A 26,997-nucleotide genomic window follows, 5' to 3' on the forward strand; every position below is an offset into this window, starting at 1 on the left:
TAAATTAGGTTGTTTTATCTTTATTGAATTTCTAATACTAATTTTATGATAACTATATCTGAAGCTACTTCTAAGGATTTTAAAATAATTCGCGAAATCGCCTATAAAACATGGCCGGACGTATATGGGGAAATTCTTTCCGCAGCGCAACTGGATTATATGTTAAAAGCTTTTTATTCTGAAGAGGTATTAAGGGATAATGTAGCTAATAACGGACATCATTTTATTTTAGCTTATGATGGAGCTGTTTGTCTTGGTTTTGCTTCTTTTCAGCATGATTATTTAGATGATAAGGTAACACGTTTGCATAAAATATATTTGGTTCCTGAAGCCCAAGGTAAAGGAGCAGGAAGGTTGTTAGTTGATGCTGTCGTAGCCTATGCAAAAGAGAATCATTCTAAAATCCTTTCCTTGAATGTAAACCGATTTAATAAAGCATTGACGTTCTATCAAAAATTAGGTTTTGAAGTTGTTGGAGAAGAAGATATAGAATTGGATTATGGTTATTTAATGGAAGACTATAAGTTAGAAAAACAATTGTAGTTATTTCTTCTTTTGTATTGTTTGAATAAAACAGTTAAATTTTTCTATTATAAAACCTTTTTAATAGATTAATTGTGATTAAAAAACGGTAAATTTAAGTGTTTATTTGTCACTTGTTTTTATAAATCGATTGAAATGAAATTTGCAAACTATACTATATTAACTGTTCTGTTTTTAGTTTTGTCCTGTTCGAAAAAAAACGAAGGAATAAAACCAACTGTTGGTACCATAACCGAAAGTGTATATGCATCAGGAATCATACAAGCAGATGATCAGTACACCGTTTACTCCACTGTAAATGGTATTTTACAAAAAATAAAAGTTATTGCGGGACAGAACATAAGCCAAGGTCAATTGCTTTTTGAACTCGAAAGCGAAAAAGCAGAATTAAACACTCAAAATGCTAGACTAGCGTACCAGCTAAGTCAAGGAAATAGTCTTTACATCAAGGATAAGATTGCAGAGATGGAGTTAAAAGTACAATCTGCAAAGGATAAGCTGAATCTCGATGAATCTATTTATAATAGAAATAACAAAATCAGATCTCTTGAAGGAATCTCAGAAGTTGATTTTGAAAGATTTGAATTAGCTTATAAAAGTTCAAAGCTTAATTATGAGTCGGTAAAAAAGCAATTGGCACAACTCAGAGCACAATTGAAGAATGACCAAGATCGCAACAACATCAATCTTAAATACAGTCAAAATGCCCAAAGTGATTTTAGTATTAAAAGTGCTATGGCTGGACAATTGTATAATGTTTTAGTTGATGAAGGAACCTTAGTAACTACTCAGACTCCACTTGCGATAATCGGAAAGTCAAATTTATTTGTATTGGAACTCGAAGTAGATGAGAATGATATGGTTCGTGTAGTTCTGGGCCAGAAAGCTGTAGTTACGATGGACAGTTATAAGGGAGAAGTTTTTGAAGCGATCGTTGATAAAATATATCCCATTATGGATGCCCGTTCCCGTACATTTAAAATTGAAGCACACTTTGTTAAAGCACCAGAAAAATTGTATCCCAATCTAACGGCCGAAGCAAATATACTTATTCAAACAAAAGAAAATACGATTACAATTCCTAGAAATTATCTGGTAGACAATGAATATGTTGTCTTGAAGAATGGTGAGAAAAGGAAAGTGAAAATAGGTTTGAGTGATTATCAAAAAGTGGAAATTTTAGAAGGATTGAATAAGGATGAAACCATTTATATGCCAAAATAGTGAATTATAAACTGATTTTAAATATTGCTTTTCATTTGCTTAGAGCTAGACTTAAACAAACTATAGTTGCTGCCGTGGGAGTCACCTTTGGGATTGCTATGTTCATCGCTTTAGTCAGCTTTATGAGCGGATTGAATGAAATGCTAGACGGTTTAATGCTCAACAGAACCCCACATATCCTTTTGTATAATGAAGTAAAACCTTCAGATAATCAACCTTTATCGTTATCCGAGGATTATAAGGGAAGTACAAATTTTATTCGCTCCATCAAACCAAAAGACAGAGGGAAATCTATATACAACAGCATGTCGATTATTAAAAGCTTAAAGCAAGACAAACGCATTATCGATGTAGCGCCAAAAGTGACCGCCTCTGTTTTGTTCAATTCAGGAACGATTGAAATCGCAGGTTTTGTAAATGGAATCGATATGATTGCTGAGGATAAGCTTTTTAAGATTAGCGATTATATAAGAGAAGGAAAGGTGGCAGATCTAAGTCAGAACAACAGCATTATTATCGGAAAGGGACTGTCTGACAAGATGTTACTTGTGAAAGGGGATATTATAAAAATATCAACTTCTAGCGGTAATCTCGCTTCCTTAAAAATAGTAGGGATTTCTGAGATAGGAATTGCCGAAATTGACAATGTGATGAGTTATACTTCATTGGCTACAGCCCAAAAAATATTAGGTCAGCCAAAAAGCTATATTACCGATATCCAAATTAATCTTTATAATAAAGAATCGGCTGTTGGGCTGGCTAAAGAGTTTCATACAGCTTTCAATTTGGATGCTATGGATTATCGAACAGCTAATGCACAGTTTGAAACGGGAAGTACAGTACGAAGCATTATTTCTTATTCGGTGGGAATCGTTTTGCTGATTGTTGCCGGTTTTGGAATTTACAACATATTGAATATGATGATTTATGAAAAAATGGACAGTATTGCCATTCTTAAAGCCACTGGTTTTTCAGGTAGCGATGTAAAATGGATTTTTGTATCATTATCAATAATAATAGGGGTTGCGGGAGGCATTTTTGGTTTAATTTTTGGTTATATTTTTTCTAGTATAATTGACATTATCCCTTTTGAAACGACTTCTTTGCCAACCGTTAAAACGTATCCAATTGATTATAATATAGTGTACTATAGTATAGGGATAACCTTTGCGCTTTTTACGACAATTATTTCAGGTTTGTTTCCAGCTTTAAAAGCAAGTAGGGTGGATCCTGTAGAAATTATTAGAGGGAAATAGGTATGGAAAATAAGAAAGTCATAGAAACTATTGGTTTAACCAAGTATTTTTATAATCCTGCAAAGTTTCAGGTGATTAAGGATGTCAATTTAAGCATCAATCATGGAGAGTTTGTTTCTATAGTGGGAAGATCTGGTTCAGGAAAATCAACTTTGTTGTATTTACTTTCAACGATGGATACGGATTATGAAGGGAAGCTATTAATCCATAATGAGCTGGTTACGGGCCAGCCAGATGTAAATTTAGCACGAATCCGAAATGAGAAAATAGGCTTTGTTTTTCAATTTCATTATTTATTGTCAGAATATGATGTGTTAGGCAATGTGATGCTTCCAGGGCTTAAATTAGGAAAATACTCTAAAGAGGAATTAGAGCATCGTGCGATGGGGCATTTAAAAACTTTAGGTATAGAAAAACATGCCACAAAAAAGACGAATCAATTGAGTGGTGGTGAGAAGCAACGTGTCGCCATAGCACGAGCTCTTATAAATGATCCTTTAATCATTATGGGGGATGAGCCTACAGGAAATTTAGACAAGAAAAACGGAGATGTTGTTTTTGACATTTTTAAAACATTGACACAAGAGTTTAATCAGACTATATTGATTGTTACACATGATACTGACTTTGCTAGTAAAACAGATAGGATAATTACAATGGAGGACGGAAGGGTGATTTCTTGAGTTTACTCTTTGCAGTGTGTTACAAAGTTTTGCCAGCAAGGGTTGTGGGTTGCACTTCTTTAATTAAAAATAGAAGTATTCTCATTGTTCATTTTTAAAAGGTTAATAGTAAGATTATATCTCATTTTAAAATTTATTAAATTGGGTTGAAAAAAATCGATTTTAGAGCCAAAAATTTAACGTTTTAAAATAACAAATTTAGATTTCTAAATCTACCATTAGTGATTAAATTTTAAGTAGTTTTTTTGGCTAAAAATGAACTAGAAATCAATCAAAAATGGAGCTAAAAATAACCTTTAAATTTTAGCTTTTTTTTTACCCAATAGATTGGAATTATTTCTTTATTTTTGTTTTTAAATCCATTAAAATTATATTTTTTAAAAACAGGCAGTGATTGCTTAAAGACAGGCTAACTCTTGTATTTACAGTCTGTTTGGAGGTTTTTTTTTAAAACGATTATACAATTTTATAATAAAGTTATAACATTATCACATCAGATTTTTAGTGTATGTTTTTTTTGATAATTTTTACTAAAAAGCGTGATATTTATTCCGTTTTTAGAAAGAATAACCACTTCTTTTTTTTAATTTTGAAACACTAAAAAATACATTTTTAGTGAGTTAATTTTTGGATTGTCAATTTCACATAAAAGCATTCTTCGGAGCTGATTTTTTTCACTTGATTTAAAGATTTTTATTTGCTTGTATTTTGACTTAAAAAGGAGTCGGAATTCACTCGATTTTAAAGTTGTTTTTAGGTGGTATTTTTGACAATACAAAAGGAAAGAAATACAAAATTATGATATTAATTGTCGACGATATAAAGGCCAATATTATAGCTCTAAAAAAAACATTAGAGCTACATAATTTAGAGGTCGATTCGGCAGAATCTGGTGAAGAGGCTTTAAAGAAAATATTGAAGAATAATTACTCTCTGATCATCTTGGACGTTCAGATGCCTGTTATGGATGGTTTTGAGGTAGCAGAAATCTTAGGAGGAAGTAATAGAACTAAAGATATACCGGTATTATTTTTATCTGCAGCTAATAAACAAAAAAAGTTTATATCTAAAGGCTATGAATCAGGTGGAGTAGATTATATTACAAAACCAGTTGATTCTGATTTGTTGATTCTAAAAGTTAAAACCTTTCTTAAAATATTTCAACAACAAAATGAGTTAAAATCCATTAGAGACTTATTGTCAAAGGAAATCGAAATCCGCAAGGAAGCACAAGAGAATCTTGAAATTATAGTTAAGGAACGCACGAACGAGCTTGTAGTTAAAAATGAAGAACTAGAATTACGAAATCATGAACTACAGCAGTTTTCTTGGGTCGTTTCTCATGATCTTAAAGAACCTCTTAGAAAGATTCAGATTTTTAATAACATTATCAAGGATAAATATTTAGTTCAAGATGACAAAGCAGTAGATTATATAAATCGAACAATTAAATCAGCTGAACGGATGCAAAATTTAATTTCTGACTTGCTAGAATATTCTCGATTGTCAGCTAATGTACCCCTAGAAAAAGCGGAGTTAAATAATTTAGTAAATGAAGTTATAGGTGATTTTGATTACTTAATAGCGGAAAAGAAAGCCACTGTCAAAGTTAACAACTTACCAACGATAAAAGGAATACCAACCCAATTAAGGCAGGTGTTTCAAAATTTAATAAGCAATTCATTAAAATTCACGAAGAAAGAAGAACTACCTGTTATTGAAGTAAGTTGTGAGTTAATTGAAAGTAGGGATTTTAATAGTGAGCAATCTGATTCTGGTAAATTTTGCAAGATAACAGTGAAGGATAACGGAATTGGTTTTGACGAGCAATATCTAAATAAAATTTTTATGATTTTTCAAAGTCTCAGCGATCGTAAGGTTTATGAAGGGACGGGGATTGGACTGGCGATTGCAAAAAAAATAATTGAGAAACACAATGGTCTTATTACGGCAAAAAGTAATGTAGGAGAGGGAGCAAGCTTTATTATGGTATTGCCTTTAGACTTTAGTATTTAGAATAGTAATACGTTTATATAATTTACATGGAAAAAAACTTTAAAAGAAATTATACATTAGTTCGTCAATATCTATCTTGATACTAATGGTGAGTTCAATAGCCTCTTTTATAAGTATAAGAAGTTTATCAGAGAGTAATTCATTAGTTAATCACACTCAGGAAGTGATTTATAATTTGAATGATGGCGCTGCACAAGCCGTGGAAGCAAAGACTAGTATGAGAGGTTTTCTGGTAACCGGAAGCGAGAATTTTCTAAGTCATTTTGATGAAGCTGAAGAGAATACAAACGCGTATTTTAAAAAAGTGGAACAACTTACTATTGATAATCCTATTCAGCAAAATAGTTTAAAAGATTTTGAGAAACGTTCTGAGCTTCAATCTGAACTAGAAAGAAGCGATTTAGAGACTATAGAAAACATATTATGATTTTCTTCTACCACCAATTAAGGAAAGAATAAAAAGAATTATAAATATAAAAAATAATACTTTGGCTATACTTGCTGCTCCTGCTGCAATACCTCCAAACCCAAAAACTCCAGCAACTATTGCAAGAATTATAAAAATGACTGTCCATCGTAACATAACATTGAGGTTTTAGTTAATAAATAAGATTTGTTTAAATTATATTGTTTTACAAAAATCTTAAATATTTATCTCACTATTTAACTCTAAAAGTATAAATATTAACTCAATCGTATCATACTATGATAAAGACAATGGATATATTGATTTTCTTAGAAAGATTGCATCATTATTATATTGGCGTTTTGCAGTAAAAAGACCATTGCACCGGATGTTTGTTTCTTAAATGGACAAAACATCTAGTAATGAGGAGAAAATATTTCGTCAGAATTTTTATAATAAATATCTTTTGTTTGGGCTAATTTATTATTAATTAACTTCTTATGATTATTAAGTCGCTGCTACTATTATAAAGGAAAACGTTTGCGTTGATTTTTACTTAACAAAATCATAAAATTAATTTTCATTTTTAATCTTTGACTACATTTGGTCCCGAAATGAGAGTAATTATATTTTTTATATTCTTTAGTACGGTCTTCCTTTATGGAGGAGAACATTCCGCGGTTAAACGTACAGATTCTTGCTGCACTGAATACTCTTTTTCTAAAAATGTAGCTACAAGTCAACAAGAATTTATAGATAATTCTCATTCGAATAGTCAAATTATAGAAGCTTCTGATTTAGACTTAGGCGAAGAAAGCTTCGATACAGATCATTCACAAAATCGATTTATTCCTTTAAAAAATACTACAACTAAAAAGTGGTATTTAACCTTGTCCCATTTTGTTATTTTAAAAGAGGACTTTATAGCCATTAAAAACTTCCAAACTTATTTTGGCTATTCACAACCAATCTACATTATTCAAAGAGTTTTAAGAATTTGATTATTGACTTCATCAGTTAATAAAGGCATGATTTCTACTATCTAAAAGAGAAAAACATTTCGTTTTTTCCAATAGACGTTTCTTAAATGCGTCCTGTCTACTGATGTCCAATTTTACCATCAAAAAATCTTAATCAAAACATTCAATTACTCAATTCATTAACTACCATGAAGAGAATTGCCATTTTATCTGGGCTAATAGCCCTAGTAAGTTTAGCGAGTTGTAACTCCAAAAAAGAAGAAAAAGAAGTAGCAGAAACATATACTGTTACTAATCCTATCAGAATTGATACTTCCTTTACAAAAGAATATGTTTCCCAAATTCGTTCGGTTAAAAACATCGAAATCAGAGCGCTAGAAAAAGGGTTTCTACAAAAAATTTATGTTGACGAAGGTCAGTTTGTTAAAGAAGGTCAATTGTTATTCAAAATTATGCCTACGATGTATGATGCAGAATATCAAAAATCCAAAGCCGAAGTAAAGGCAGCCGAAATTGAATTGCAAAATACAAAATCACTTTCTGATAAAAATGTAGTCTCTAAAAACGAATATGCAGTTGCTCAAGCAAGGTTAGAACAAGCAAGAGCCGAAATGGCAATGGCAAAATTCCACCTTTCTGCTACTGAGATTAGAGCGCCATTTTCAGGAACTATTGATAGGATTCCTAAAAAATTAGGAAGTCTTATTGACGAAGGGGATTTATTAACTAGCCTTTCAGATAACAGTCAAATGTTTGCTTATTTTAATGTGTCTGAACCTGAATATTTAGACTATCAAACGGATATTAAAAACCGCGCTGATAACAAAGTAGGTCTACTATTAGCTAATGGTGTTCCTTTAAAATACAAAGGTAATGTAGAGGTTGTAGAAAGTGAATTTGATAGTGAAACAGGAAACATTGCTTTTAGATCCAGATTCCCTAATCCAGATAAATTACTTAAAAATGGAGAAACAGGTAAAGTTTTAATGACTGTTCCGCTAAAAAATGCCGTAGTAATTCCACAAAAAGCGACTTATGAAATACAAGACAAAAAATATGTTTTTGTAGTAGATAAAAATAGTGTGGTGCACTCTCAGGAAATTAAAATTAAAGGAGAAATACCAGATTTATACGTAATAGAAAGTGGTATAACTGCTAATGATAAGGTTTTATTAGAAGGTGTTCAAAAAGTAAAAGAGAATGATAAAATTCAATATAAAGTAATCAATGCTAATGATGTGATTACACATTTGAGATTAAAAGCGGAATAAGTTAATCATATAAAAAACTACACAAATGTTTAATAAATTTATTCAAAGACCCGTTTTGTCGATAGTAATATCGCTAATAATTGTCTTTTTAGGGGTGTTATCGGTGATGAATTTACCTATTACCCAATTCCCTTCTATTTCGCCACCAATGGTGAATGTTACAGCAGATTATCCAGGTTCTAATGGAGAATTGATGATCAAATCAGTTGTTATTCCTTTAGAAAGAGCGTTAAATGGTGTTCCTGGAATGAAATACATGACTTCTGATGCTGGAAATGATGGTGAAGCAAGTATTCAAGTCGTATTCAATTTAGGTACTGATCCTAACCAAGCGGCTATTAACGTTCAAAACCGTGTGGCCTCGGTGGTTAATAAACTACCTCCATTAGTGGTAAGAGAAGGTGTGAAAATTACTCGTGAGGTTCCAAGTATGTTGATGTATGTAAACCTTTTTAGTACAGACAAAGGGACTGATCAAAAGTTTTTGTACAATTATGCTGATATCAATGTTTTATCTGAATTAAAGAGGGTAAATGGTGTTGGATCTGGAGATATTTTAGGAACTCGTGAATATGCGATGCGTATTTGGTTGAAACCCGATCGTATGCTGGCTTATAAAATTTCTGCCGATGAGGTAATGGAAGCTTTGTCTAGTCAAAGTTTAGAAGCTTCACCAGGTAAAACAGGAGAAGCCTCAGGGAAACGTTCGCAAGCATTTGAATATGTATTAAAATATTCAGGTCGGTTTACAGACGAAAAACAATATGGAAATATAATATTACGATCTAATGCTAATGGCGAAATATTAAGATTGAAAGATGTTGCAAATATTGAATTTGGAAGTTCGATGTATGATATTTATTCGAATCTAAATGGAAAACCATCTGCAGCAATTGTATTAAAACAATCCTTTGGTAGTAATGCAAATCAGGTTATCGAAGATGTAAAAGCCAAATTAGAAACCATCAAGAAAAAATTTCCAAAAGGAATGGATTATGAAATTTCGTATGATGTTTCTAAATTCTTAGATGCCTCGATCGATAAAGTAATTCATACCTTAATCGAAGCTTTCATTTTAGTAGGATTAGTAGTGTTTCTATTCTTGGGGGATTGGCGTTCTACAATAATTCCGGCAATTGCGGTGCCAGTATCGCTGGTGGGAACTTTTATGTTCATGCAATTATTCGATATTTCACTTAATTTAATTACGTTGTTTGCTTTGGTCTTAGCTATTGGAGTCGTCGTCGATGATGCCATTGTGGTTATTGAAGCCGTTCACGCTAAGATGGAAGAAGAACATCTGGGCCCATTAAAAGCGACTAAAAAAGCAATGCATGAGATCGCTGGAGCTATTGTGGCTATTACTTTCTTGATGGCAGCAGTATTTATTCCAGTTGCATTTATGTCTGGTCCCGTAGGTGTGTTTTATAGACAATTTTCTATTACGATGGCGACAGCAATTATTCTTTCGGGAATCGTAGCCTTGACATTGACACCTGCACTTTGTGCGATGATGTTAAAAAACAATCATGGTAAGCCTAAAAAGAAAACGCCTATAAATAGCTTTATCGATGGTTTTAATAACCTGTTTAACCTTACTCAAGGTAAATACCAAAATTTACTTGGGAAAATTATAAACAGAAGAGCGATTACTTTTATTGCGCTTTTGGGATTTTGTGCAGGAACTTGGTTTATTAGTAGTACGGTTCCTTCTGGGTTCATTCCAAATGAGGATCAGGGGATGTTTTACGCCATTATTCAAACACCTCCGGGATCTTCATTGGAACGAACCAATGATATTTCAGTAAAACTGCAAAAAATTGCAGAAGGTGTTGAAGGAGTAAAATCGGTTTCTTCCTTAGCAGGGTATGAAATTCTGACTGAAGGTACTGGATCTAATGCAGGAACTTGTTTGATTAATCTTAAGGACTGGGACGATAGAAAGCATTCTGTTGTGGAGATTATGGCAGAATTAGAAGAAAAATCTAAAGACATTCCAGGAGCAAACATCGAGTTTTTCCAACCGCCTGCCGTACCAGGATATGGAGCTGCCGGAGGATTTGAGCTTCGTTTATTAGATAAAACGGGTTCAGGTGATTACAAAAAAATGGAGGCTATTAATAATGATTTTGTCAAAGAGCTCAACAAACGCAAAGAATTATCTAATGTTTTCAGTTTCTATAGCGCTAGTTTTCCTCAGTATATGATGAAAGTAGATAATGACTTAGCACAACAAAAAGGAATATCCATTGAGAATGCAATGAATACCTTATCTACTTTAGTGGGAAGTAATTACGAGATTAGTTTTATTAAATATGGAATTAATTACAAAGTAATCGTTCAAGCGTCTCCTGAATACCGCGCATTGCCAGAGGATATTTTGAAACTCTACGTGAAAAATAACCGAGATGAAATGGTGCCTTATTCTGCTTTTATGAAGTTAGAAAAAGTATATGGATTATCGGAGATTACAAGACATAATATGTACACTTCTACAGAGATTAGTGGTTCTGCTGCTGCAGGATATAGTAGTGGTACTGCGATTAAAGTGATTCAAGAAGTTGCGGCTGCAAAATTACCAAGAGGATATGATATTGATTGGGCCGGTATTTCTGCCGATGAGGTTTCACAAGGAAATCAGGCCATTTGGGTATTCCTTATCTGTTTAGGATTTGTATACTTGGTTTTAGCGGCACAATATGAAAGTTTTATTCTGCCTTTATCTGTAATTCTATCCTTACCAGCGGGTATATTTGGAGCCTTTCTTTTATTAAAATTAACTGGACTTGAAAACAATATCTATGCTCAAGTAGCGATGGTAATGTTGATCGGGTTGCTGGGTAAAAATGCCGTTTTGATTGTGGAATTTGCCATTCAGCGACATGCCGCAGGGAAATCAGTGTTAGAGGCTGCAATGGAAGGCGCAAAAGCAAGGTTCCGCCCTATTTTGATGACTTCATTTGCTTTTATCGCAGGTTTACTACCATTAGTGTTTGCTAGTGGACCAGGTAAAATTGGAAATAGAACTATTGGAACGGCCGCAGCAGGAGGGATGCTTATTGGTACTATTTGCGGAGTATTTGTAATTCCGGGATTGTATTACATCTTTGGTCGAATAGCCGAAAAATACAAGTTGGTTAAAAATGAAGAAGAAAATCCATTAACTGAAGAAATTGATAACAATGAAGTTCATAAATAAAAATAGTATTGCAATAGCTATCTGTATTACGATAGTGGGCTGTAAGGCGCCATCAGTTGTAGAAAGCGCTTCTAAAGTAGCTGTTCCAAATGCATTTGTTACTAGTACGGATACCACTACTATTGCAAGTATGCAGTGGCGAAATTTCTTTACTAATAAGAACCTACAAAGCTTGATAGATACAGCTCTTCAAAATAATCAAGAGTTGCAGATTACGTTGCAGGAAATTGAAATAGCTAAAAATGAAGCACGAATTAGAAAAGGATTTTTATTACCAACAGTAGGTCTTAAAGCAGGTGCTGGAGTAGAAAAAGTGGGTCGTTACACGAGTCAAGGTGCTGGAGATGCTTCTACCGAAATTGCACCAGGAAAAGAATTTCCAGATCCACTGACGGATTTTACTATTGGAGCTTACGCCAATTGGGAAGTAGATATCTGGCATAAACTGCATACTGCAAAAAAAGCTGCAGTTACGCGCTATTTAGCAACGGTAGAAGGTAAAAACTTTGTACTGACTAACCTTGTTGCTGAAGTGGCTATTTCGTACTATGAATTACAGGCCTTGGATAACCAACTACTAATTGTAAAACAAAATATTGCGCTTCAAAAGAATGCGTTAGAGATTGTGAAATTGCAAAAAGAAGCGGCAAGAGGAACTGAATTAGCAGTACAGAAATTTCAAGCAGAGGTACTGAAGTCGCAAAGTATGGAGTTTGATATTAATCAAAATATCAAGGAGACAGAGAATAAAATCAATTTTCTCCTGGGTCGTTTTCCTCAGGAAATTCCAAGAGACAGAACCGCTATTTTAAGTGTCGTTCCTGAATCTATTCAAGCAGGGATTCCTTCACAGTTGCTAACGAATCGTCCAGACATTAAACAGGCCGAATTAGAGTTGGCTGCAGCCAAATTAGATGTAAAAGTTGCGAGAGCAGAGTTTTTTCCTTCTTTTGGGATTTCAGCAGGAGTAGGGTATAATGCCTTCAAAACCTCTTTCTTGTTTAAATCACCTGCTTCATTATTGTACTCTTTGGCGGGTGAATTAGCAGCTCCATTAATTAATAGAAATGCTTTAAAAGCCGAGTTTAGTAGTGCTAATGCCAGACAGATTCAGGCGATGTATAACTATGAGCGTGTTATTTTGAATGCTTATTTAGAAGTGTCAAACCAACTTTCGAAAATTGATAACCTAGAAAAAAGTTATGATCTAAAATCTAAACAAGTGGCTGCTTTAGACAAATCTATTGATGTTTCAAATGACTTGTTTAAGTCGGCTAGAGTAGATTATTTAGAAGTTTTACTGACACAACGTGATGCATTAGAAACAAAATTGGAATTAATAGAAACTAAAAAAGACCAATTGAATGCCGTTGTTAATGTATATAAAGATCTTGGAGGCGGTTGGAGATAACCAATAATTTAATTTAGAATCAGAGTCGGGAATTTTTTCCGGCTCTTTTTTTTGCCAAAAAACCTTATTCAACGATAATATCGTACTTGGTTAATAAGCCTTTTAAGCCTTCAATAGAAAATTGAGCTTTTTTAAGTTTTGTCTTGGTGGGATCGATTGAATAGTTGTAGCTTGTTCTAAAGTCGGCTTTGTCGGCAATTGCTTTATCAAATTCAGAACGGTATAAATCACAGTTGCTAAATAGGACTTCGGTTAAGTTAGTACTCATAAAGTCAACTGCAACAAGGCTAGTATTTGTGAATGTTGTCCCTTTCATTTTTAAGGTGTAAAATTTGGAGAAATCCAAAATACAATCCTTAAAATGAACTTCAAAAATGAATTTATCACACATTGCAAAGTTTACATCGGTCATTTTACATGTATTAAAAAAGACCGTTCTAAAGGCAACATGATTTATCTTTGAACTATTGAAATTGCAAGAATTAAAGTGACAGTCGATAAAAGTGACAGCAATAAAATTACATTGGGAGAAATCACAATTGGTAAATGTGCAAGATTCAAATTCCTTGAAATTGACTTGTTCTTCACCATAAGTGATGTCTTTGTATTGTAAGTCAAGGCTGTATTCAGACATTTTTTAAGGTATAAAGGAAATAAAATGGAAATAAAATTATCTTTTTGTGGATTAACTACATTTTTAATCTAATGCCTGCAAACTTACTATATCCATTGCTAATTCTCTAATTTAGTTTGGAAGGATTGGAGTTGTTTTGCGTAAGGGGGGATGATACTGATAAAATCAATATTGAATTATAAAAAAAATACTCTCACGAATTATGTAAATGATTAGTTAACCAAATGTAAATATTTTTTAAGAGCTATAGTGGAAAAGGAATAATTTAGATGGATAAAAAAACCGCCTCAAAAATGGTATGGAGACGGATTCTTGGAATTATTCAGAGAAGTTTAATTAGAATTAAAAGTAAGTCACAGCTCAAATTTCATCTAATTAGTTTCACTATTTTTCGTGTGATATTGTAGGATTGTCTTTTACCCATTCGTTCATTCCAGCAGAATAGTTTGCTATTTTTGTATATCCTTCTTTTGCTAAAATAGAATATGCAATTGCAGATCGGTCTCCACCTTGACAATGAATGACTACTTGTTTATCTTTAGGAATTAAATTTAGATGGTCATAAATAGTTCCTACAAATACATTTTGCGCTTCTTTTATGTGTGCAGTATTAAATTCTGAAGCACCTCTCACATCAATTATAACGCTATCGTCCATAACTTCTTTAAATTTGTGAAGGTCAATATTTTTTGCTGTTTCTAATTTTCCACCATAATCAGTCCATGATTTTGTTCCTACGACATACCCCATAACATTGTCTAAACCAATTCTCATTAGTTTACGAGTAAGATCATCTACTTGGCTTTCATTTTCAACTACTAAAATAAATTTTTCATCATAATCTACGAACCAACCTGCCCAGGTTGCAAATGAGTTATTTCCTTGAATATTTAAAGTTTGAGGAATAAATCCTGCTGCAAAGGCGAGTTTATTTCTAGCGTCAATTACTTTTACTCCTTTTTCGATAGCTGTTTTCAATGCTGATGCAGCTAGTAATTTTTGTGTTGGAACTTCAGTTAATAGCGGTCTGTCAACTTTGTTCAACTTTTTCATCATGGCAAAATACTTAGGAGGCTCGGGTTGGTCTTCTAATAAATATTTTACAAATCCATCCCTATCATTAGCATATTGTAGCGCCCAGTTTCTTATTTTTTCGTAACCCACAGTAGTGCTTGGCACAGAACCTAATGCTTTACCGCAAGCGGAACCAGCGCCGTGGCCTGGCCAAACTTGGATATAATCCCCTAGCTCTGAAAATAACTGAATGGACTTATACATTTGTAAGGCACCAGCATTAGCAGTACCCACTATATTAGCGGCTTTTTCTAATAGATCTGGGCGACCAACATCACCAACAAAGACAAAGTCACCTGTAAACAGCATTACTGGCTTTGTTGTTGCTGGAATGTCTGTAAGTAGGAAACTGATGCTTTCAGGAGTGTGTCCTGGAGTATGTATAACTTCTAATGTTAAATTACCTAATTTTAGTATATCACCCTGTTTTAAACCATTATGGGGAAACTCATATTGCCAGTCTTCACCTCCTTCTGCAGAAAGAAATAGTTCAGCGCCTGTTACTTTTGCTAACTCTCTGGAACCTGCAAGAAAATCAGCGTGTATGTGAGTTTCCAGTACATGCGTTATTTGCATGTTATTTTCTTTTGCTATTTCTATATAAGTATCTACATCTCTTTTTGCATCAATAACTGCTGCTACGCCTGATTTTTGACATCCAATGAAGTAACTTCCTTGAGATAAACTCTTGTCGTATATGTGTTTAAAATACATTTTTTTATTTTTAAGTTATTAATTGAGTGTAATTTACAAAAAAACCACCCTATTAAAGAATGGTTTTTAAGTTTTTTAAAATAGGAGATTTAAATAGATTTTTTGGCTAAGTACCAATCCACCATTTCTAAATTACTCTTTTTTCTTTCGGCTAATTCTTCTACTGTTTTTGGAGCAGAAACAATCACTTTTTCACCAGGTTGCCAGTCAAGAGGCATAGCTACACTATACTCGTCTGATGTTTGTAGAGCGAGTAGAGAACGTTTAGTCTCTGCCCTATTTCTACCTACATTTAAAGGGTAATACATGATTAAACGTACTTTTCCTTTAGGATCCATTATGAAAACGGCTCTTACTGCAGCTGTTTCACTTTCTCCTGGTTGAAGCATTCCGTATTCTTTTGAAACCTTCATACTAATATCTGCAACTATTGGAAATTCAAATAAAACACCTGTTTTTTCATTTACGGCATTTACCCAAGCAATGTGAGAATGAATGCTGTCAATACTTAGACCCATTAATTTTGTATTGTGTTTTGCAAAGAAATCTTTTTCTAAAGCAAACCCACTCATTTCTGTAGTACAAACTGGAGTAAAATCAGCTGGATGTGAAAAAAAACATAACCCAACTTCCTTTATTATATTCTGAAAATTTTATTTTTCCTGTAGTGGTTACCGCTTCAAAATCTGGAGCCATATCACCAATTCTTGGCATTCAAATTATTTGTTCGTCCATTGTTTTATATGTTTAGATGATTATTTTATAGCTCGAAGTTAGTATAGATTCAATAAATTTTATGTGACAAGAGTTATGTCGTATTAATTAAATTCATCGTAATTTTATAATTAATAGTTTTTAGCTATAAATATCTTAATGTAAGCTATTAATATAAAAAGCCTCTTGTGATAAATGTTACACTTCTTTTGGCTATTAATAAATAGTTTTACAAAAACTTAAAAACGCATCATGAAAAAAATCGTTATACTTTTTTCGGTAGTGCTACTTTTTTCTTGTAATAAAAAGAAGCATTCGTATCAAGATATTGATAAAACACCAAGTTTTGCTTACCAACCGCAGCAAGCCAAAGATTTAATGGAAAAACATTGTTATACCTGTCATAGTCCCACTGCAGATGAGGTAGAAGGTAGGGTCGCGCCGCCATTTGTTGCTATTAAAGCACGATATATTGATAAGGAAGGATACAACAAAGCCGAGTTTATAAAAGCAGTTTCTGAATTTGTAGCAAATCCTACAGATGATAATGCGTTACTATATGGAGCGGTCAGAAAATTTGGCGTAATGCCAAAACAAGTTGTCCCTGATAGCGCTACCGTAAAAATTGCCGCATTTATGTATGATTATAAAGTGGAAGCGCCAGCATGGTTCAAGGAGCATTGGCAAGGTCACGGAAATAAGGATTGGGAACAATCAGGTAAAGAGTTTGTTGCTGTTGCAAAAGAAAAAACTTATGCAGATATAGGTTTAGAATACGCATTGGGAACCCAAAAGGTTTTAGGTAAAAATCTAATGGGAACCATCCAAAAGAAAGGAACGATTGAAGCAATGGCTTTTTGTAATATTCAGGCCATTCCATTAACAGACAGTATGTCCGTTAAATACAATGCAACAATCAAACGTGTTTCTGATAAAAATAGAAATCCAAATAATAAAGCAAATGCCGAAGAATTGATTTATATCGCGCAATTCAAGAAAGATTTAGCGGCTAATAAAGAGCCTAAACCAGTTATAGTAGAGAAAGGCGATAAAGTACATTTTTACTACCCAATACCAACTAATGCCATGTGTTTGCAATGTCATGGTACGTCTGAAAATATAAAACCAGAGGTACAAATGAAAATAAAAGGATTGTATCCACATGATTTGGCAACGGGTTATAGTGAGAATGAAGTAAGAGGAATGTGGAGTATTGTATTCGATAAAAAATAAGTTATGGAAGAGTTAAGAATAAAAGAGGTTTGCCCAACAAGCACATTAGAATTAATAAAATGCAATTATCTATTGCTCGATGTTCGTGAAGAAAAGGAATTTAATCAGTTCTCATTTGATGTTCCGCGTGTATTGCACATTCCAATGAGTGAATTGGCTTTAAGAATGAACGAAATCCCAGAATCCGAGAAAGTAATTGTGGCGTCTTTAAATGGAGAGCGAAGTTTGCAGGTGGTACATTTGTTGCGTGATTATGGTTTTGACAATTTGTTGAACATGAAAAAAGGACTTTCAAAATGGGTTCAGAAAGGATATCCAATTAAAGGTGAAACCACGATTGAAGAAAAATCGTGTTGTGGAGGTGAATCAAAATGCAAATAAAATGACGAAAAAACAATATATTTTTACGGGAGTTGGAGTAGTAGTGGGCTTAATTGCGGGCTACGCCTATTATCATTTTGTAGGCTGTGCATCAGGTACCTGTGCCATTACCTCAAAGCCGATAAATAGTACTTTATATGGTGGTTTAATGGGTGGTTTGTTATTTAATATGTTTGTAACTTCACCAAAAAAGAAAGATACATTATGAGTAATTTTTGGAATGAACGATATGCTGAAAACGAGTATGCTTACGGAATTCAGCCCAATCAATTTTTTGTAGAATCGATTTCTAAATTGCCTGAAAACGGAAAAATATTATTTCCTGCCGAAGGAGAAGGTCGAAATGCCGTTTTTGCAGCAAAAAACGGATTTGAAGTTCTTGCTTTTGATACAAGTATCGAAGGTAAAAAGAAGGCGGATAAGTTAGCTAATGATAACGGTGTGAAAATTGATTATCGCGTTGGAATACTAGAAGAATTAGATTTTGAACCAGCTTCTTTTGATGGAGTTGTCTTTATTTATTCTCATTTTCCAAAGGCTATTAGAGCAACAATTCACCATCAAATTGAACGATTACTAAAACCGAATGGGGTTGTGATTTTTGAGGCATTTAGTAAGGAACAATTAGAATATCCTTCTGGCGGACCAAGGGATCTTGAAATGTTGTTTTCGGAAGAGGAGGTAAAAGAGGAATTTAAAAACATAGCATTTGATTTCTTAAAAACAGAAATTATCGAATTAAGTGAAGGCCCTTTTCACCAAGGGAAGGGATCCGTTATTCGATTTATAGGTAAGAAAAAATGATAAAATCGTGGAAAGATTATTTATTTGTAAGCATACAATTCCTATTATTTGGATTGTATGCTTTTGATTTTTTACCACATTTTGAACTTCCCCAACCAGTAAAATATATTGGATTAGTGGTGGCCATCATAGGTTTTCTTATTTCAGCACTTTCGGTTTTGCAACTCAACAAAAATCTAACTGTTTTTCCAACACCCAAAACAGATTCTGAGTTAATCACTTTTGGAATGTACAAACTCAGTCGACATCCTATTTATACAGGACTCATCTTGTTTACGTTTGGATATGCCTTTTATAAAGTTTCATTTTTAAAATTAGTTATTGCTCTAATTTTATTGCTTTTATTTTACTTTAAAACAAATTATGAAGAACAATAATTACTTAAAAAATTTTCTGATTACAAGGAGTATAAGAAAAAAGTAAACCGATTTTTCCCTAAAATCAAAAAGCCTCAAGAATAACTTGAGGCTTTTTTGAGTTTTAAAATTTATAGTTTACAAATAGCGTAAAGTTTCGACCAGGTTCCGTAATAGGAACTCTTCCAAAACCGGCTACATTGTTGAAAGCAAAGGTTAAATGGTTGTTGTAATATTGATCAAACACATTTAAAAGCCCCATTCCAATGGATACTGATTTTATAGGTTTGTAACCAATGTTTAAATCCATCACTTCATATCCTGCGGTAGCAATTTCATCATAGCTAGTTGAAATTTTGTTTTGTTTTGCTGTCAAAGTGTACAATGCTTTGGCCCAGAACTTCTTGTATTCATAACTCAATTTTAATCGCGTTACTAATGGCGGAGTTAGAGGTAAACTTTCATTAAAATCTTTGTTTTCTGTATAGGTGTACGAAACCTCTGTTCCAAAATTAAAATTCTCATGGAATGTAATGTTTCCGTAAGCTTCAAAACCAGTTTTTAATGCTTTGTCAATATTTCTAAAAACTTTTGGGTGAATTGGTGGTGAAGTCGAGTTGTATTTTCGAGTTAAAGAGGCATCTACAACGCCTAGAATATAGTTTTCATAAATAGAATAAAATACTGAAGTTCCATATTGAACTGAATTAAAGAAGCCTTTTAAGTTTGTTTTTCCATCAAAACTTAATTCAAATTGATTGTTTACTTCCGGTTTTAAATTTGGATTTCCGACATATTCATAAGCATCTCTTCCAATGTTAAAGAAGGCGATAAATCGTTCTTCAATATTAGCTGCTCTAGTTCCTCGACCAAAAGAAGCTTCTATTTTATAATTGGGATTGAAAAGGTATTGATACGAAACCGTGCCACTATACAATGTTTCATTTCTTTTTTCTAAATTAGGATACAAAGCAGCATAAGTGGGATCTAAATCATTCGCATCAGAAGTAATAAAGTCCAAACGGGAACCAATAGTTAACCATGATTTCTCTGAAGCTTTAATTTTAGTTTCTGCAAAATAGCCAAAATCATTGGAGTAACTGTCTTGCCAAACTTTATCATAATAAGCTAAAGGTGTTGTAAGCGTATTTCCCATCATATTAACTTTGACTAAACGATCTCTGCCACCTTCTCTAGATAAATTGACCATATCGATTCCAGTAAACAAATTGACTTTGGAGCCTAAACTCCATTCTGTTTCAATTTTCCCACCATAAGTTAAAGCATTTACTTTTGACACGGCTTCTGAATTTGCAAAAGAAGCTCTTCGTGAATTGGTCATAATATGATCTACATACGAGTAGTAAACCTTAGAAGTTAATCCTTTAAAATAGGTGTTGTTTGTCTCTAATTTGTAATCTAAATTAGCCATGGTACTATTATCTTCATCCGTATCCATAGGCAAACCTGCGTGAAGCACATCACGACCAAAATTTTGACGTAAAGTAGCTTGCAAACGTTGGTTATCTGAAATTTGGTAACCCGTTTTTAATCCATAACTAATACTTCTAAACGAGGACGGAATTTCGTTTTGATTTCCATCTTTATAGTTTCCATAATCGCGATAACTGAAGTTTCCAGAAAAGTCAAACTTTTTAATTTTACTGTCTAAAGTAAACATGTTAACCATAGAGTTTCCATTGCTTTCATAACCAGAAGAAAGACTCCCGCTAAGGAGCTTAGTGTTGTTAGCTGGAGATTTTGAAACTAAATTAATAAGTCCTGCAAAAGTGTTTCCATAACGAACCGAAAATGGGCCTTTTATGATTTCGATTTTAGTAATTTCTTCTGGATTAACCAATGTAGTTACAGGATCCATTCGGTTGGGACAGGCATGAAACGCTTTAGTTCCACCATCTATTTGAACATTTAACTGTTCGTATTGAGAAGCTCTAAAAGCGGGGTCAACAGCATAATTTCCTCTTTTGATGAGATGAAAACCATTGATATCTTCAAATAATTCACCAGAATTTTTAGGCTGTACTACTTTTTCAGAGAAATCCTGTTTAACAATAACCTGGGCAGGGTTTTTTATGGACGAACCCGTAACAAGTACTTCATTTAAAAGGGTCACTTTGGTCGTGTCTATTTTTTTTGTTGCTTCTTGAGCATAACCGTTTAGCGTGCCTAATATAGTTAAGGCACAAATAATTTTTTTCATTTTGATAATTTTGATTAAACATTCTAGCTATTAAGCTGTTGCGATGTTAAACCAAATTTTGAGGAGGATGTTCTGAAGGGTAATTTATTTTAACCTGAAAGAAGTCTTTTTTAGAATAGATCTTTTTCTTTTGTGAAGGAATTAGATAGGAAATTGGGTGTTGAACGAAGTCGTTAAAAAATAAAACGTCACGATCTGCAAATGATTTTTTTGAAGAATCCTGATTGTCCTGTTCTTTATTTATCTTTTTCAAATGACACTTACCGTTGCATTTTAATTCCGGTTTTGCTTTGTTTTGGCAAAACTGCTCCGTAAAACTTTCATTAAAAAAAGAATATTCAAATTGTAAAATAGTCGTTTTCAAATTAAAACATACAATGCTAATTATGATTAAAAAGATAAAACTATTTTGAATTGATTTATTCATTCCTGTTGAACGTTATGCGATTTTCAAGTTTGTTTTGCTCCCTAATAAGAGCAGTATGAAAAGAGTAGTTATTTTTAAAATTGGATCTTTTTTTATTGAAACAATACGCTGTTTTGCTAACAAAATCCAAATATTTAATATACTACAAAGGTATTTATTAAGGAGCAGTTGTACTGTGACATATGTTACATTGTGGTTCTATAATTTCGTTTTTTCTACGAAGTAAGAGACTAATTTTTTAGATATTTTTTCTTAAAACCGTCTGGTGTATAATTTTCATATTTTTTAAAAAAGCGTCCAAAATAAGAGTTGTCTACAAAACCTAATTCGTATGCTATTTCAGATGCTGTCTTTTTTTCGTGAATGAGCAATCGTTTGGCTTCAATAAGAATGCGATTTCGTATTAAATCACCGGCAGAACTGTTGGTTACCTCGTTGCAAACAGCATTGAGATAATTAGGCCGAACATGCATAAGCGAAGCATAGTCTTTTACAAAATGCTTCTCTTTGTAATATTTGTCAATTAACTCTTCGAAGTGGTGGATAAGCTGTAGTGATTGACTAAACTCTGCATTTTTGGTATTAGGTTCAAATAATCGATTAAGATCTATCAACATGATATTGAGTAAAGAACGTAAGCATTTTTCTAAATTGTTCTGTTTTCCATTAAACTCTTTTAGCATCCAAAGTGCAATGGACTTAATATGATTAAAATTTTCTTCTGAAACTTTTATATAAGGTTGCTTGTGGCGATACGTTAAGAATGAAAATTCACTCAGTTGATAATTTTGATACCTCAAGGCAAAAAAATCACTTTCGAATACCAAAACAAAGCCTTCAATTTTGCTATAGTCTAGCCATTGATGAATTTGACCCGTATGCAAACATGTTATTGATAAGGGCGCAATGTGACATTCGACGAAATCGATTAATTGTGAACCCTGATTTTTTTCATTTAGCAAAATCATATAATAATTATGCCGATGTGGAACATTTAGTTTTTGCATGAATTTTAAAAAATCAGCAGTAGTATAAATAGCAAATCTCGACTCATTTTGAGCAACTTCATTACAACTGATGTTTTTTATTTCGCACATATTATTTTTACCCTAAAGAAGTTATTGTAAAATAGATTGCCCAAGCGACAAAAGCAATGATACCAGAGATTAACCAGGAAGGAACACTTTTAGGCGTTTCACTACCATCAATCAAAAAATGTTTTTGATTTCCTTTTCCATACGCATTAATCATTAATGGTAAAACGCCATCAACCTCGTCATTGTCTTTTAATCCTTCGACAGCAATAGCAGGACCATTCCTAACTTTAAAGGGAATAACTCGTACGCCTTCTTTTCCTGCGGGGTCTTTACTAACTATTTTTAATTGGTGAAATCCATCTTTCAATTTACGAGTATCCAATTCAAAATTCACAGGTGTATCAAATTCTCCTATTGGTTGAAGATCATCATCAACAAATATAATCACTTTACTTTTATGGTCCATATTATTCAAAGTTTATAATGGTTCTTTTTATATGATCATCATTGTTTTCTTTTGGTCTTATCAGGTATTTCACCGCATAAAACAGCGTTATTACAACAAATGCAACCATGCCCCAAACAATTGCATAATCTAAATTACTTTCAGGACCAGCTCCATGCGCAATTCCTCTCAAAATTTTAGGCTGTTGTTTCTCGCACATGGGACAGGCGTATGTTGCCACCGAAAATGCGGCAAGTAGTACTGTGTATATTGACTTTTTCATATTCCTTATTTTTTATTGTTGAGGTGGACTTAACTTGGCGAGATCCATTAATTTCTTAACTTGTTCTGGTGTTACTTTTTTGGCAGTATTTCCCCAACTCGTTTTCTCATGGTTCATGATTGCGGCTATTTCTTCTGCAGATAGGTTCGCGTTAGTTCCTACGGCTGGCATTTCACCGTATTCTTCTCTGGCGTTGTAACCGTTCATGATAATTCCAACCATTATTTCTGAATTGTCATCCAATACAATTTTGCTACCTTTCAAAGGAGGAAAAGCACCCGGAAGTCCTTCTCCATTTTGTTGGTGACACGCCATACAATTTGCACCATATAAGTCGCCTCCATTAAGTTCTACTGGAGCTCCAGTAGCTGCAGCAGTAGCTTCTGCTTTTTCTATTTTGTATAAAAAGGCAGGGTCTGGAGTTCCGTCAGGTAATTTAACTTGTCTTAAACTTTTTAAATAAGCCACTAGATTTAAAGCGTCTTGTGTAGCCACGACAACTCCTTTTTGACCGTGCAGGAACTCTTGAGGAACATTAACTTTTACGTCACCTTTTTCTACTTTATCTTTAATTTCAAATAACCAAGGATAAGGCGCCATTATTGATTGAGGCATTACCGTTCTGGGATTGTATAAATGGACTAGATGCCAATCTTGGCTGGGTTGTCTGTCTCCAATATTTGTTAAATCAGGTCCTGTTCTTTCAGTTCCCATTAAAGTACCTGAATTTTGCCAAATGCTTTTTCTGGTGCTATAAGCATAATCTGAGGCGATTCCTGGGCGACTTCCCCAAGTTTTATCCATGTCTACATTACGTACTTGTTGCGTGTGGCAACCTACACAGCCGTTACTTATATAAATCTGTCTTCCTGCTTCTTCTTGCTCTGTTAGTGGTACACTACCATATAGAGGAGCACTATTTTCTTCATTATACAATGATGGAAATACCGCTACAAAAAGAGTTAATGTGCCGAATAGGGCAGTAGCTAACGTAAAAAGTTTTTTATGATCGTGAAATATACTCATCGTATTTATATTTTAGGTTCAACTGAATTAGCTTCCAAATTTTGATTGATTATTTCGAATGCCTTTTCTTTAACATCTACATCAGTAGAAGGGCGCATCATTTTGTACATATTGTAAGCTAAAACGATATGAGACAACCACATTAAAGTTCCTCCAATTGCTCTCCATAACCAATACGGTCCCATTAGTACCACGCTATCAATAAATGGTTTTCCTTCGGCCCACATAATTCCTTTTAAAGTACCACCAATCATTAGCGGAATAGTATAAAATTGTAATCCTATTAATGCCAACCAAAAATGAGCACCAACTCCCAACTGTGGTGGTTCTTTTCCTGTAAGGCGAGGTACAATGGCATATATACTACCAAAAAGTAAAAAAGTAATAATTCCGTACATCGTAATATGCGAGTGTGCTATAGTAAAATCAGTAAAGTGCCAGATTAAATTAGTAGAACGAAAAGCTTCGGCAGTTCCTTGGAAAGAGCCAGTGAAATAGTAAATGATTCCAACAAAGAAGAAAGGCAACGAATAACTATTACTAATCTTACTCCATGAACCTCTCATAGTCATCAAATAATTAATTGTTCCAGAAGTAACCGGAATTAACATCCCTACACTTCCTACAATGGCAACTGTTTGTAACCACCATGGCAAGGCACTAAAAACAAAGTGATGTGTCCCAATAACGGTATAAAATAAAATTTGTGACCAAAACGCTAATACTCCTAAACTATAGGAATATATAGGTTTGTTCAATTGTTGCGGCAATAAATAGTAAAGTACTCCTAACATGGAGAACATAAACCACATTCCCACCGCTTGGTGCATATAATATCCTTGCACGATTGTTTCACCAATTCCGTCTTGTCCCATTGGGATATAAGCAATTGTAGCAACAATCAAAATGAAAATATAAGACGCAACGATAAACCAGTTAGAAATGTATATTTCGAGTGTGGTACGCTTTGCAATTGTTTTAATGAAGTTGATTACGGTAAGTAATAATCCGTAGGCCCAAACAGCCATGATAGGCCAAATTATTTCACGGTATTCACCACCACCATTATTGATTCCCGCCATAATTGAAATAGCTCCTACAAGCATGGCTGCATTTACAGCAATAAGTGCTTTCCATCCATTTTTAATACTATTTAATGGTGCATTACTAACCATAGGAACGATATAATAACCCAATCCCATAATTCCGATTGTGGACCATGCCCAAAAAACTAGATTCGTATGCACGGCACGAAGTCGACCAATACTCAACCAACTGTAATTATCAGCGTCTGGAACAATAAATTTTATACCTACATACTCTCCAACACTACTACCAACGAAGAGCCAAAAAACCGCAGCTCCTAGATACCATAAAATTAATCGGGTCAATTCGGGATCAATTTTAGGGCGTTTTACGGGTGGCCTTTTAGAAGCAAAAAAACGATAGTTCGTTTCAGAACTAATATTTTTTAATAAGCCTTTTGAATCATTTGGAGTCTCGATACCAGAAAGTTCATTTGGCGTAATATTGTATTCTAATTTATGCTTGATTTCATCCAAAATCGCATCGCTTGGAATATTTTCTGTTTCAGAAATATAGGCTGCAAACTCTTTAGCTTCGTTGATTTTTTGATTGTTGACGTAATTTTTGAAACCGGTATTTACTTTTGCAGCCAAATAGACCAAAGCCAAAAACAACGGAATAAAAATCAAGACTAAAGTAATGATTACTCCTGGTTGAGAAAAAAGATCTTCTCTATTTGCAGGAGCAGTTTGAGCAGACATTATTTGTGGTACTAAAGATATAAAACCCACAACTACGATTGAAATGCGGTTGTTGTTCTGACTTCTTTTTTTCTTTAAAACTTCAATTTCTGACGAATTCAAATTATTCATATATTTTTTGAATTTATCTTTCTTAACCTCATTTTTATCTTCCAAAAATTGGTTTGTATTTCCCGCCAGTTTTAATATTAAAAAAAATACTAATGCAACAGCAACAATTACTAATCCTACTAATAAGCCAATAAAACCTATAGATTTATTAGGAAAAAAACTAACACCCTCGTCTGTTTGTGCAAAGGTTAATAATGGCTGAAAAAAAAGTAGTATGGTGAGAGTAACTAACTTTACTTTGGAATAAAGCTTTTTAGTTTGGAATTTCATAATGATCCTTATTTAAAATGATTATGCAAATTTGTAACTAAAAGGCAATGTAGTAATGGTGATAAAAGAAGTAATGATGGTACTTTTTACTTAATGTAAAAAAACATGAGAAATATCATTTTTCAAAAAAAAAAAATATATGTCACATTTTCAGTTTTATGGACTGTGATGTAAAAGACTTTAATAATAATACGAAGCTTTTTGTTTTAGTATTTTGGGTTTAAGAAACCTTTTATTTGTTCAGTTTGACAAATGGCGGTAGTCATTTTAGTTTTGTGATTTCAAACGAACTTAATTTCTTTTCTTTTCTGTTTTTGGGAATAAGTTGCTATTTACCTTATCTCAAACAAGTTTGATTTGTTTTACGGGTATTGCTTTTTACCGTTTCCAAACTCTGAAATTGGTGTTTTGTATCAGTCAAGAATTTAGAGTAATCCTATTGGGCTGCTGTAAAAGTAAAATGATTCATATTCAATAGATCGTTAGTGATT

25 protein-coding genes and 1 pseudogene are annotated in these 26,997 nt (G+C 33.4%); 15 read left to right on the plus strand and 11 right to left on the minus strand.

What is annotated here, in order from left to right; genetic code table 11:
• Window positions 1-45 precede the first annotated feature (45 nt).
• The 6 genes from QO200_RS11660 (at window position 46) to QO200_RS11685 (ending at window position 6,149) form a co-directional block, all read left to right on the plus strand.
• A complete protein-coding gene (locus tag QO200_RS11660) occupies window positions 46-543 on the plus strand; it encodes an N-acetyltransferase family protein (protein WP_371540263.1) in 498 nt (165 codons plus the stop codon).
• Window positions 544-678: 135 nt separating this feature from the next.
• Window positions 679-1,767 carry an efflux RND transporter periplasmic adaptor subunit gene (locus QO200_RS11665; protein WP_371540269.1) on the plus strand — a complete coding sequence of 363 codons (1,089 nt, stop codon included), beginning with the start codon at window positions 679-681 and terminating at the stop codon, window positions 1,765-1,767.
• Window positions 1,767-3,023 carry an ABC transporter permease gene (locus QO200_RS11670; RefSeq protein ID WP_371540273.1) on the plus strand — a complete coding sequence of 419 codons (1,257 nt, stop codon included), beginning with the start codon at window positions 1,767-1,769 and terminating at the stop codon, window positions 3,021-3,023. Before QO200_RS11665 ends, QO200_RS11670 begins: the two co-directional genes overlap by 1 nt.
• A 2-nt stretch (window positions 3,024-3,025) precedes the next feature.
• Entirely contained in the window at window positions 3,026-3,706 is a 681-nt protein-coding gene (locus QO200_RS11675; protein WP_371540280.1) for an ABC transporter ATP-binding protein, read from the plus strand.
• A gap of 798 nt (window positions 3,707-4,504) precedes the next feature.
• On the plus strand, window positions 4,505-5,722 hold the full coding sequence (locus QO200_RS11680; RefSeq protein ID WP_371540287.1) for a response regulator: 1,218 nt from the start codon (window positions 4,505-4,507) through the stop codon (window positions 5,720-5,722).
• Between the two features lie 85 nt (window positions 5,723-5,807).
• On the plus strand, window positions 5,808-6,149 hold the full coding sequence (locus tag QO200_RS11685) for a CHASE3 domain-containing protein (protein ID WP_371540292.1): 342 nt from the start codon (window positions 5,808-5,810) through the stop codon (window positions 6,147-6,149).
• On the opposite strand, the gene QO200_RS11690 is transcribed toward QO200_RS11685, so the two are convergent.
• Entirely contained in the window at window positions 6,144-6,305 is a 162-nt protein-coding gene (locus QO200_RS11690; RefSeq protein ID WP_371540295.1) for a DUF1328 family protein, read from the minus strand. The two genes, QO200_RS11685 and QO200_RS11690, sit on opposite strands and share 6 nt — an antisense overlap.
• Window positions 6,306-6,742: 437 nt before the next feature.
• Here QO200_RS11690 and QO200_RS11695 point away from each other — a divergent pair, with 437 nt between their 5' ends.
• The 4 genes from QO200_RS11695 (at window position 6,743) to QO200_RS11710 (ending at window position 12,989) form a co-directional block, all read left to right on the plus strand.
• Entirely contained in the window at window positions 6,743-7,129 is a 387-nt protein-coding gene (locus QO200_RS11695; protein WP_371540298.1) for a hypothetical protein, read from the plus strand.
• 167 nt (window positions 7,130-7,296) lie between these two features.
• Window positions 7,297-8,379 carry an efflux RND transporter periplasmic adaptor subunit gene (locus QO200_RS11700; protein WP_371540301.1) on the plus strand — a complete coding sequence of 361 codons (1,083 nt, stop codon included), beginning with the start codon at window positions 7,297-7,299 and terminating at the stop codon, window positions 8,377-8,379.
• A 25-nt stretch (window positions 8,380-8,404) separates the two neighbouring features.
• Entirely contained in the window at window positions 8,405-11,578 is a 3,174-nt protein-coding gene (locus QO200_RS11705; protein WP_371540304.1) for an efflux RND transporter permease subunit, read from the plus strand.
• Window positions 11,562-12,989 carry a TolC family protein gene (locus QO200_RS11710; protein ID WP_371540311.1) on the plus strand — a complete coding sequence of 476 codons (1,428 nt, stop codon included), beginning with the start codon at window positions 11,562-11,564 and terminating at the stop codon, window positions 12,987-12,989. The genes QO200_RS11705 and QO200_RS11710 overlap by 17 nt, the downstream gene beginning before the upstream one ends.
• 64 nt (window positions 12,990-13,053) lie before the next feature.
• Here QO200_RS11710 and QO200_RS11715 read toward each other — a convergent pair whose 3' ends face one another.
• From QO200_RS11715 to QO200_RS11725, 3 genes and pseudogenes are all read right to left on the minus strand, one after another.
• Window positions 13,054-13,623 carry a pentapeptide repeat-containing protein gene (locus QO200_RS11715; RefSeq protein ID WP_371540313.1) on the minus strand — a complete coding sequence of 190 codons (570 nt, stop codon included), beginning with the start codon at window positions 13,621-13,623 and terminating at the stop codon, window positions 13,054-13,056.
• 384 nt (window positions 13,624-14,007) lie between these two features.
• Window positions 14,008-15,411, minus strand: coding sequence for a rhodanese-like domain-containing protein (locus QO200_RS11720; protein WP_371540316.1), 1,404 nt, complete (start codon window positions 15,409-15,411; stop codon window positions 14,008-14,010).
• Between the two features lie 89 nt (window positions 15,412-15,500).
• Window positions 15,501-16,125: pseudogene (locus tag QO200_RS11725) on the minus strand (peroxiredoxin).
• Between the two features lie 252 nt (window positions 16,126-16,377).
• Between QO200_RS11725 and QO200_RS11730 the strand changes: the two are divergent.
• From QO200_RS11730 to QO200_RS11750, 5 genes are read left to right on the plus strand one after another with little or no spacing between them, the layout of a single operon-like run.
• Window positions 16,378-17,358 carry a DUF3365 domain-containing protein gene (locus QO200_RS11730; RefSeq protein WP_371540321.1) on the plus strand — a complete coding sequence of 327 codons (981 nt, stop codon included), beginning with the start codon at window positions 16,378-16,380 and terminating at the stop codon, window positions 17,356-17,358.
• A gap of 3 nt (window positions 17,359-17,361) precedes the next feature.
• Complete coding sequence (locus QO200_RS11735) at window positions 17,362-17,739, plus strand: rhodanese-like domain-containing protein (protein ID WP_371540323.1); 378 nt, start codon at window positions 17,362-17,364, stop codon at window positions 17,737-17,739.
• Between the two features lies 1 nt (window position 17,740).
• Window positions 17,741-17,947, plus strand: coding sequence for a DUF6132 family protein (locus QO200_RS11740; RefSeq protein ID WP_091434755.1), 207 nt, complete (start codon window positions 17,741-17,743; stop codon window positions 17,945-17,947).
• Window positions 17,944-18,543 (plus strand): class I SAM-dependent methyltransferase, encoded by a 600-nt coding sequence (locus QO200_RS11745; RefSeq protein ID WP_371540327.1) that lies wholly within the window; start codon window positions 17,944-17,946, stop codon window positions 18,541-18,543. Before QO200_RS11740 ends, QO200_RS11745 begins: the two co-directional genes overlap by 4 nt.
• The gene (locus QO200_RS11750; protein WP_371540330.1) at window positions 18,540-18,920 is read left to right on the plus strand and encodes an isoprenylcysteine carboxylmethyltransferase family protein; all 381 of its coding nucleotides are present in this window, start codon (window positions 18,540-18,542) and stop codon (window positions 18,918-18,920) included. Before QO200_RS11745 ends, QO200_RS11750 begins: the two co-directional genes overlap by 4 nt.
• A 103-nt stretch (window positions 18,921-19,023) precedes the next feature.
• Here QO200_RS11750 and QO200_RS11755 read toward each other — a convergent pair whose 3' ends face one another.
• The 7 genes from QO200_RS11755 to QO200_RS11785 form a co-directional block, all read right to left on the minus strand.
• Window positions 19,024-21,120: a TonB-dependent receptor domain-containing protein gene (locus QO200_RS11755; RefSeq protein ID WP_371540334.1), complete on the minus strand. Its 2,097-nt coding sequence runs from the start codon at window positions 21,118-21,120 to the stop codon at window positions 19,024-19,026.
• Between the two features lie 46 nt (window positions 21,121-21,166).
• Window positions 21,167-21,547: a hypothetical protein gene (locus tag QO200_RS11760; protein WP_371540337.1), complete on the minus strand. Its 381-nt coding sequence runs from the start codon at window positions 21,545-21,547 to the stop codon at window positions 21,167-21,169.
• A 230-nt stretch (window positions 21,548-21,777) separates the two neighbouring features.
• A complete protein-coding gene (locus QO200_RS11765) occupies window positions 21,778-22,644 on the minus strand; it encodes a helix-turn-helix domain-containing protein (protein ID WP_371540340.1) in 867 nt (288 codons plus the stop codon).
• 7 nt (window positions 22,645-22,651) lie between these two features.
• A complete protein-coding gene (locus QO200_RS11770) occupies window positions 22,652-23,050 on the minus strand; it encodes a cytochrome C (RefSeq protein ID WP_371540343.1) in 399 nt (132 codons plus the stop codon).
• 1 nt (window position 23,051) lies between these two features.
• A complete protein-coding gene (locus QO200_RS11775) occupies window positions 23,052-23,312 on the minus strand; it encodes a hypothetical protein (RefSeq protein ID WP_371540345.1) in 261 nt (86 codons plus the stop codon).
• Between the two features lie 12 nt (window positions 23,313-23,324).
• Entirely contained in the window at window positions 23,325-24,338 is a 1,014-nt protein-coding gene (locus tag QO200_RS11780; RefSeq protein ID WP_371540347.1) for a cytochrome c, read from the minus strand.
• A gap of 5 nt (window positions 24,339-24,343) precedes the next feature.
• Window positions 24,344-26,506, minus strand: a complete 2,163-nt coding sequence (locus tag QO200_RS11785) for a cbb3-type cytochrome c oxidase subunit I (protein WP_371540349.1) — start codon at window positions 26,504-26,506, stop codon at window positions 24,344-24,346.
• Window positions 26,507-26,997: the final 491 nt, after the last annotated feature.

The organism is Flavobacterium sp. Arc3 (assembly GCF_041431375.1).
Lineage (GTDB): Bacteria > Bacteroidota > Bacteroidia > Flavobacteriales > Flavobacteriaceae > Flavobacterium.

Excerpts from the sequence above, each read along its gene's own strand:
- QO200_RS11660 (WP_371540263.1), top strand. The coding sequence starts at position 46 with ATGATAACTATATCTGAAGCTACTTCTAAGGATTTTAAAATAATTCGC.
- QO200_RS11665 (WP_371540269.1), top strand. The coding sequence starts at position 679 with ATGAAATTTGCAAACTATACTATATTAACTGTTCTGTTTTTAGTTTTG.
- QO200_RS11675 (WP_371540280.1), top strand. The coding sequence starts at position 3,026 with ATGGAAAATAAGAAAGTCATAGAAACTATTGGTTTAACCAAGTATTTT.
- QO200_RS11680 (WP_371540287.1), top strand. The coding sequence starts at position 4,505 with ATGATATTAATTGTCGACGATATAAAGGCCAATATTATAGCTCTAAAA.
- QO200_RS11685 (WP_371540292.1), top strand. The coding sequence starts at position 5,808 with ATGGTGAGTTCAATAGCCTCTTTTATAAGTATAAGAAGTTTATCAGAG.
- QO200_RS11690 (WP_371540295.1), bottom strand. The coding sequence starts at position 6,305 with ATGTTACGATGGACAGTCATTTTTATAATTCTTGCAATAGTTGCTGGA.
- QO200_RS11695 (WP_371540298.1), top strand. The coding sequence starts at position 6,743 with ATGAGAGTAATTATATTTTTTATATTCTTTAGTACGGTCTTCCTTTAT.
- QO200_RS11700 (WP_371540301.1), top strand. The coding sequence starts at position 7,297 with ATGAAGAGAATTGCCATTTTATCTGGGCTAATAGCCCTAGTAAGTTTA.
- QO200_RS11705 (WP_371540304.1), top strand. The coding sequence starts at position 8,405 with ATGTTTAATAAATTTATTCAAAGACCCGTTTTGTCGATAGTAATATCG.
- QO200_RS11710 (WP_371540311.1), top strand. The coding sequence starts at position 11,562 with ATGAAGTTCATAAATAAAAATAGTATTGCAATAGCTATCTGTATTACG.
- QO200_RS11715 (WP_371540313.1), bottom strand. The coding sequence starts at position 13,623 with ATGTCTGAATACAGCCTTGACTTACAATACAAAGACATCACTTATGGT.
- QO200_RS11720 (WP_371540316.1), bottom strand. The coding sequence starts at position 15,411 with ATGTATTTTAAACACATATACGACAAGAGTTTATCTCAAGGAAGTTAC.
- QO200_RS11730 (WP_371540321.1), top strand. The coding sequence starts at position 16,378 with ATGAAAAAAATCGTTATACTTTTTTCGGTAGTGCTACTTTTTTCTTGT.
- QO200_RS11735 (WP_371540323.1), top strand. The coding sequence starts at position 17,362 with ATGGAAGAGTTAAGAATAAAAGAGGTTTGCCCAACAAGCACATTAGAA.
- QO200_RS11740 (WP_091434755.1), top strand. The coding sequence starts at position 17,741 with ATGACGAAAAAACAATATATTTTTACGGGAGTTGGAGTAGTAGTGGGC.
- QO200_RS11745 (WP_371540327.1), top strand. The coding sequence starts at position 17,944 with ATGAGTAATTTTTGGAATGAACGATATGCTGAAAACGAGTATGCTTAC.
- QO200_RS11750 (WP_371540330.1), top strand. The coding sequence starts at position 18,540 with ATGATAAAATCGTGGAAAGATTATTTATTTGTAAGCATACAATTCCTA.
- QO200_RS11755 (WP_371540334.1), bottom strand. The coding sequence starts at position 21,120 with ATGAAAAAAATTATTTGTGCCTTAACTATATTAGGCACGCTAAACGGT.
- QO200_RS11760 (WP_371540337.1), bottom strand. The coding sequence starts at position 21,547 with ATGAATAAATCAATTCAAAATAGTTTTATCTTTTTAATCATAATTAGC.
- QO200_RS11765 (WP_371540340.1), bottom strand. The coding sequence starts at position 22,644 with ATGTGCGAAATAAAAAACATCAGTTGTAATGAAGTTGCTCAAAATGAG.
- QO200_RS11770 (WP_371540343.1), bottom strand. The coding sequence starts at position 23,050 with ATGGACCATAAAAGTAAAGTGATTATATTTGTTGATGATGATCTTCAA.
- QO200_RS11775 (WP_371540345.1), bottom strand. The coding sequence starts at position 23,312 with ATGAAAAAGTCAATATACACAGTACTACTTGCCGCATTTTCGGTGGCA.
- QO200_RS11780 (WP_371540347.1), bottom strand. The coding sequence starts at position 24,338 with ATGAGTATATTTCACGATCATAAAAAACTTTTTACGTTAGCTACTGCC.
- QO200_RS11785 (WP_371540349.1), bottom strand. The coding sequence starts at position 26,506 with ATGAAATTCCAAACTAAAAAGCTTTATTCCAAAGTAAAGTTAGTTACT.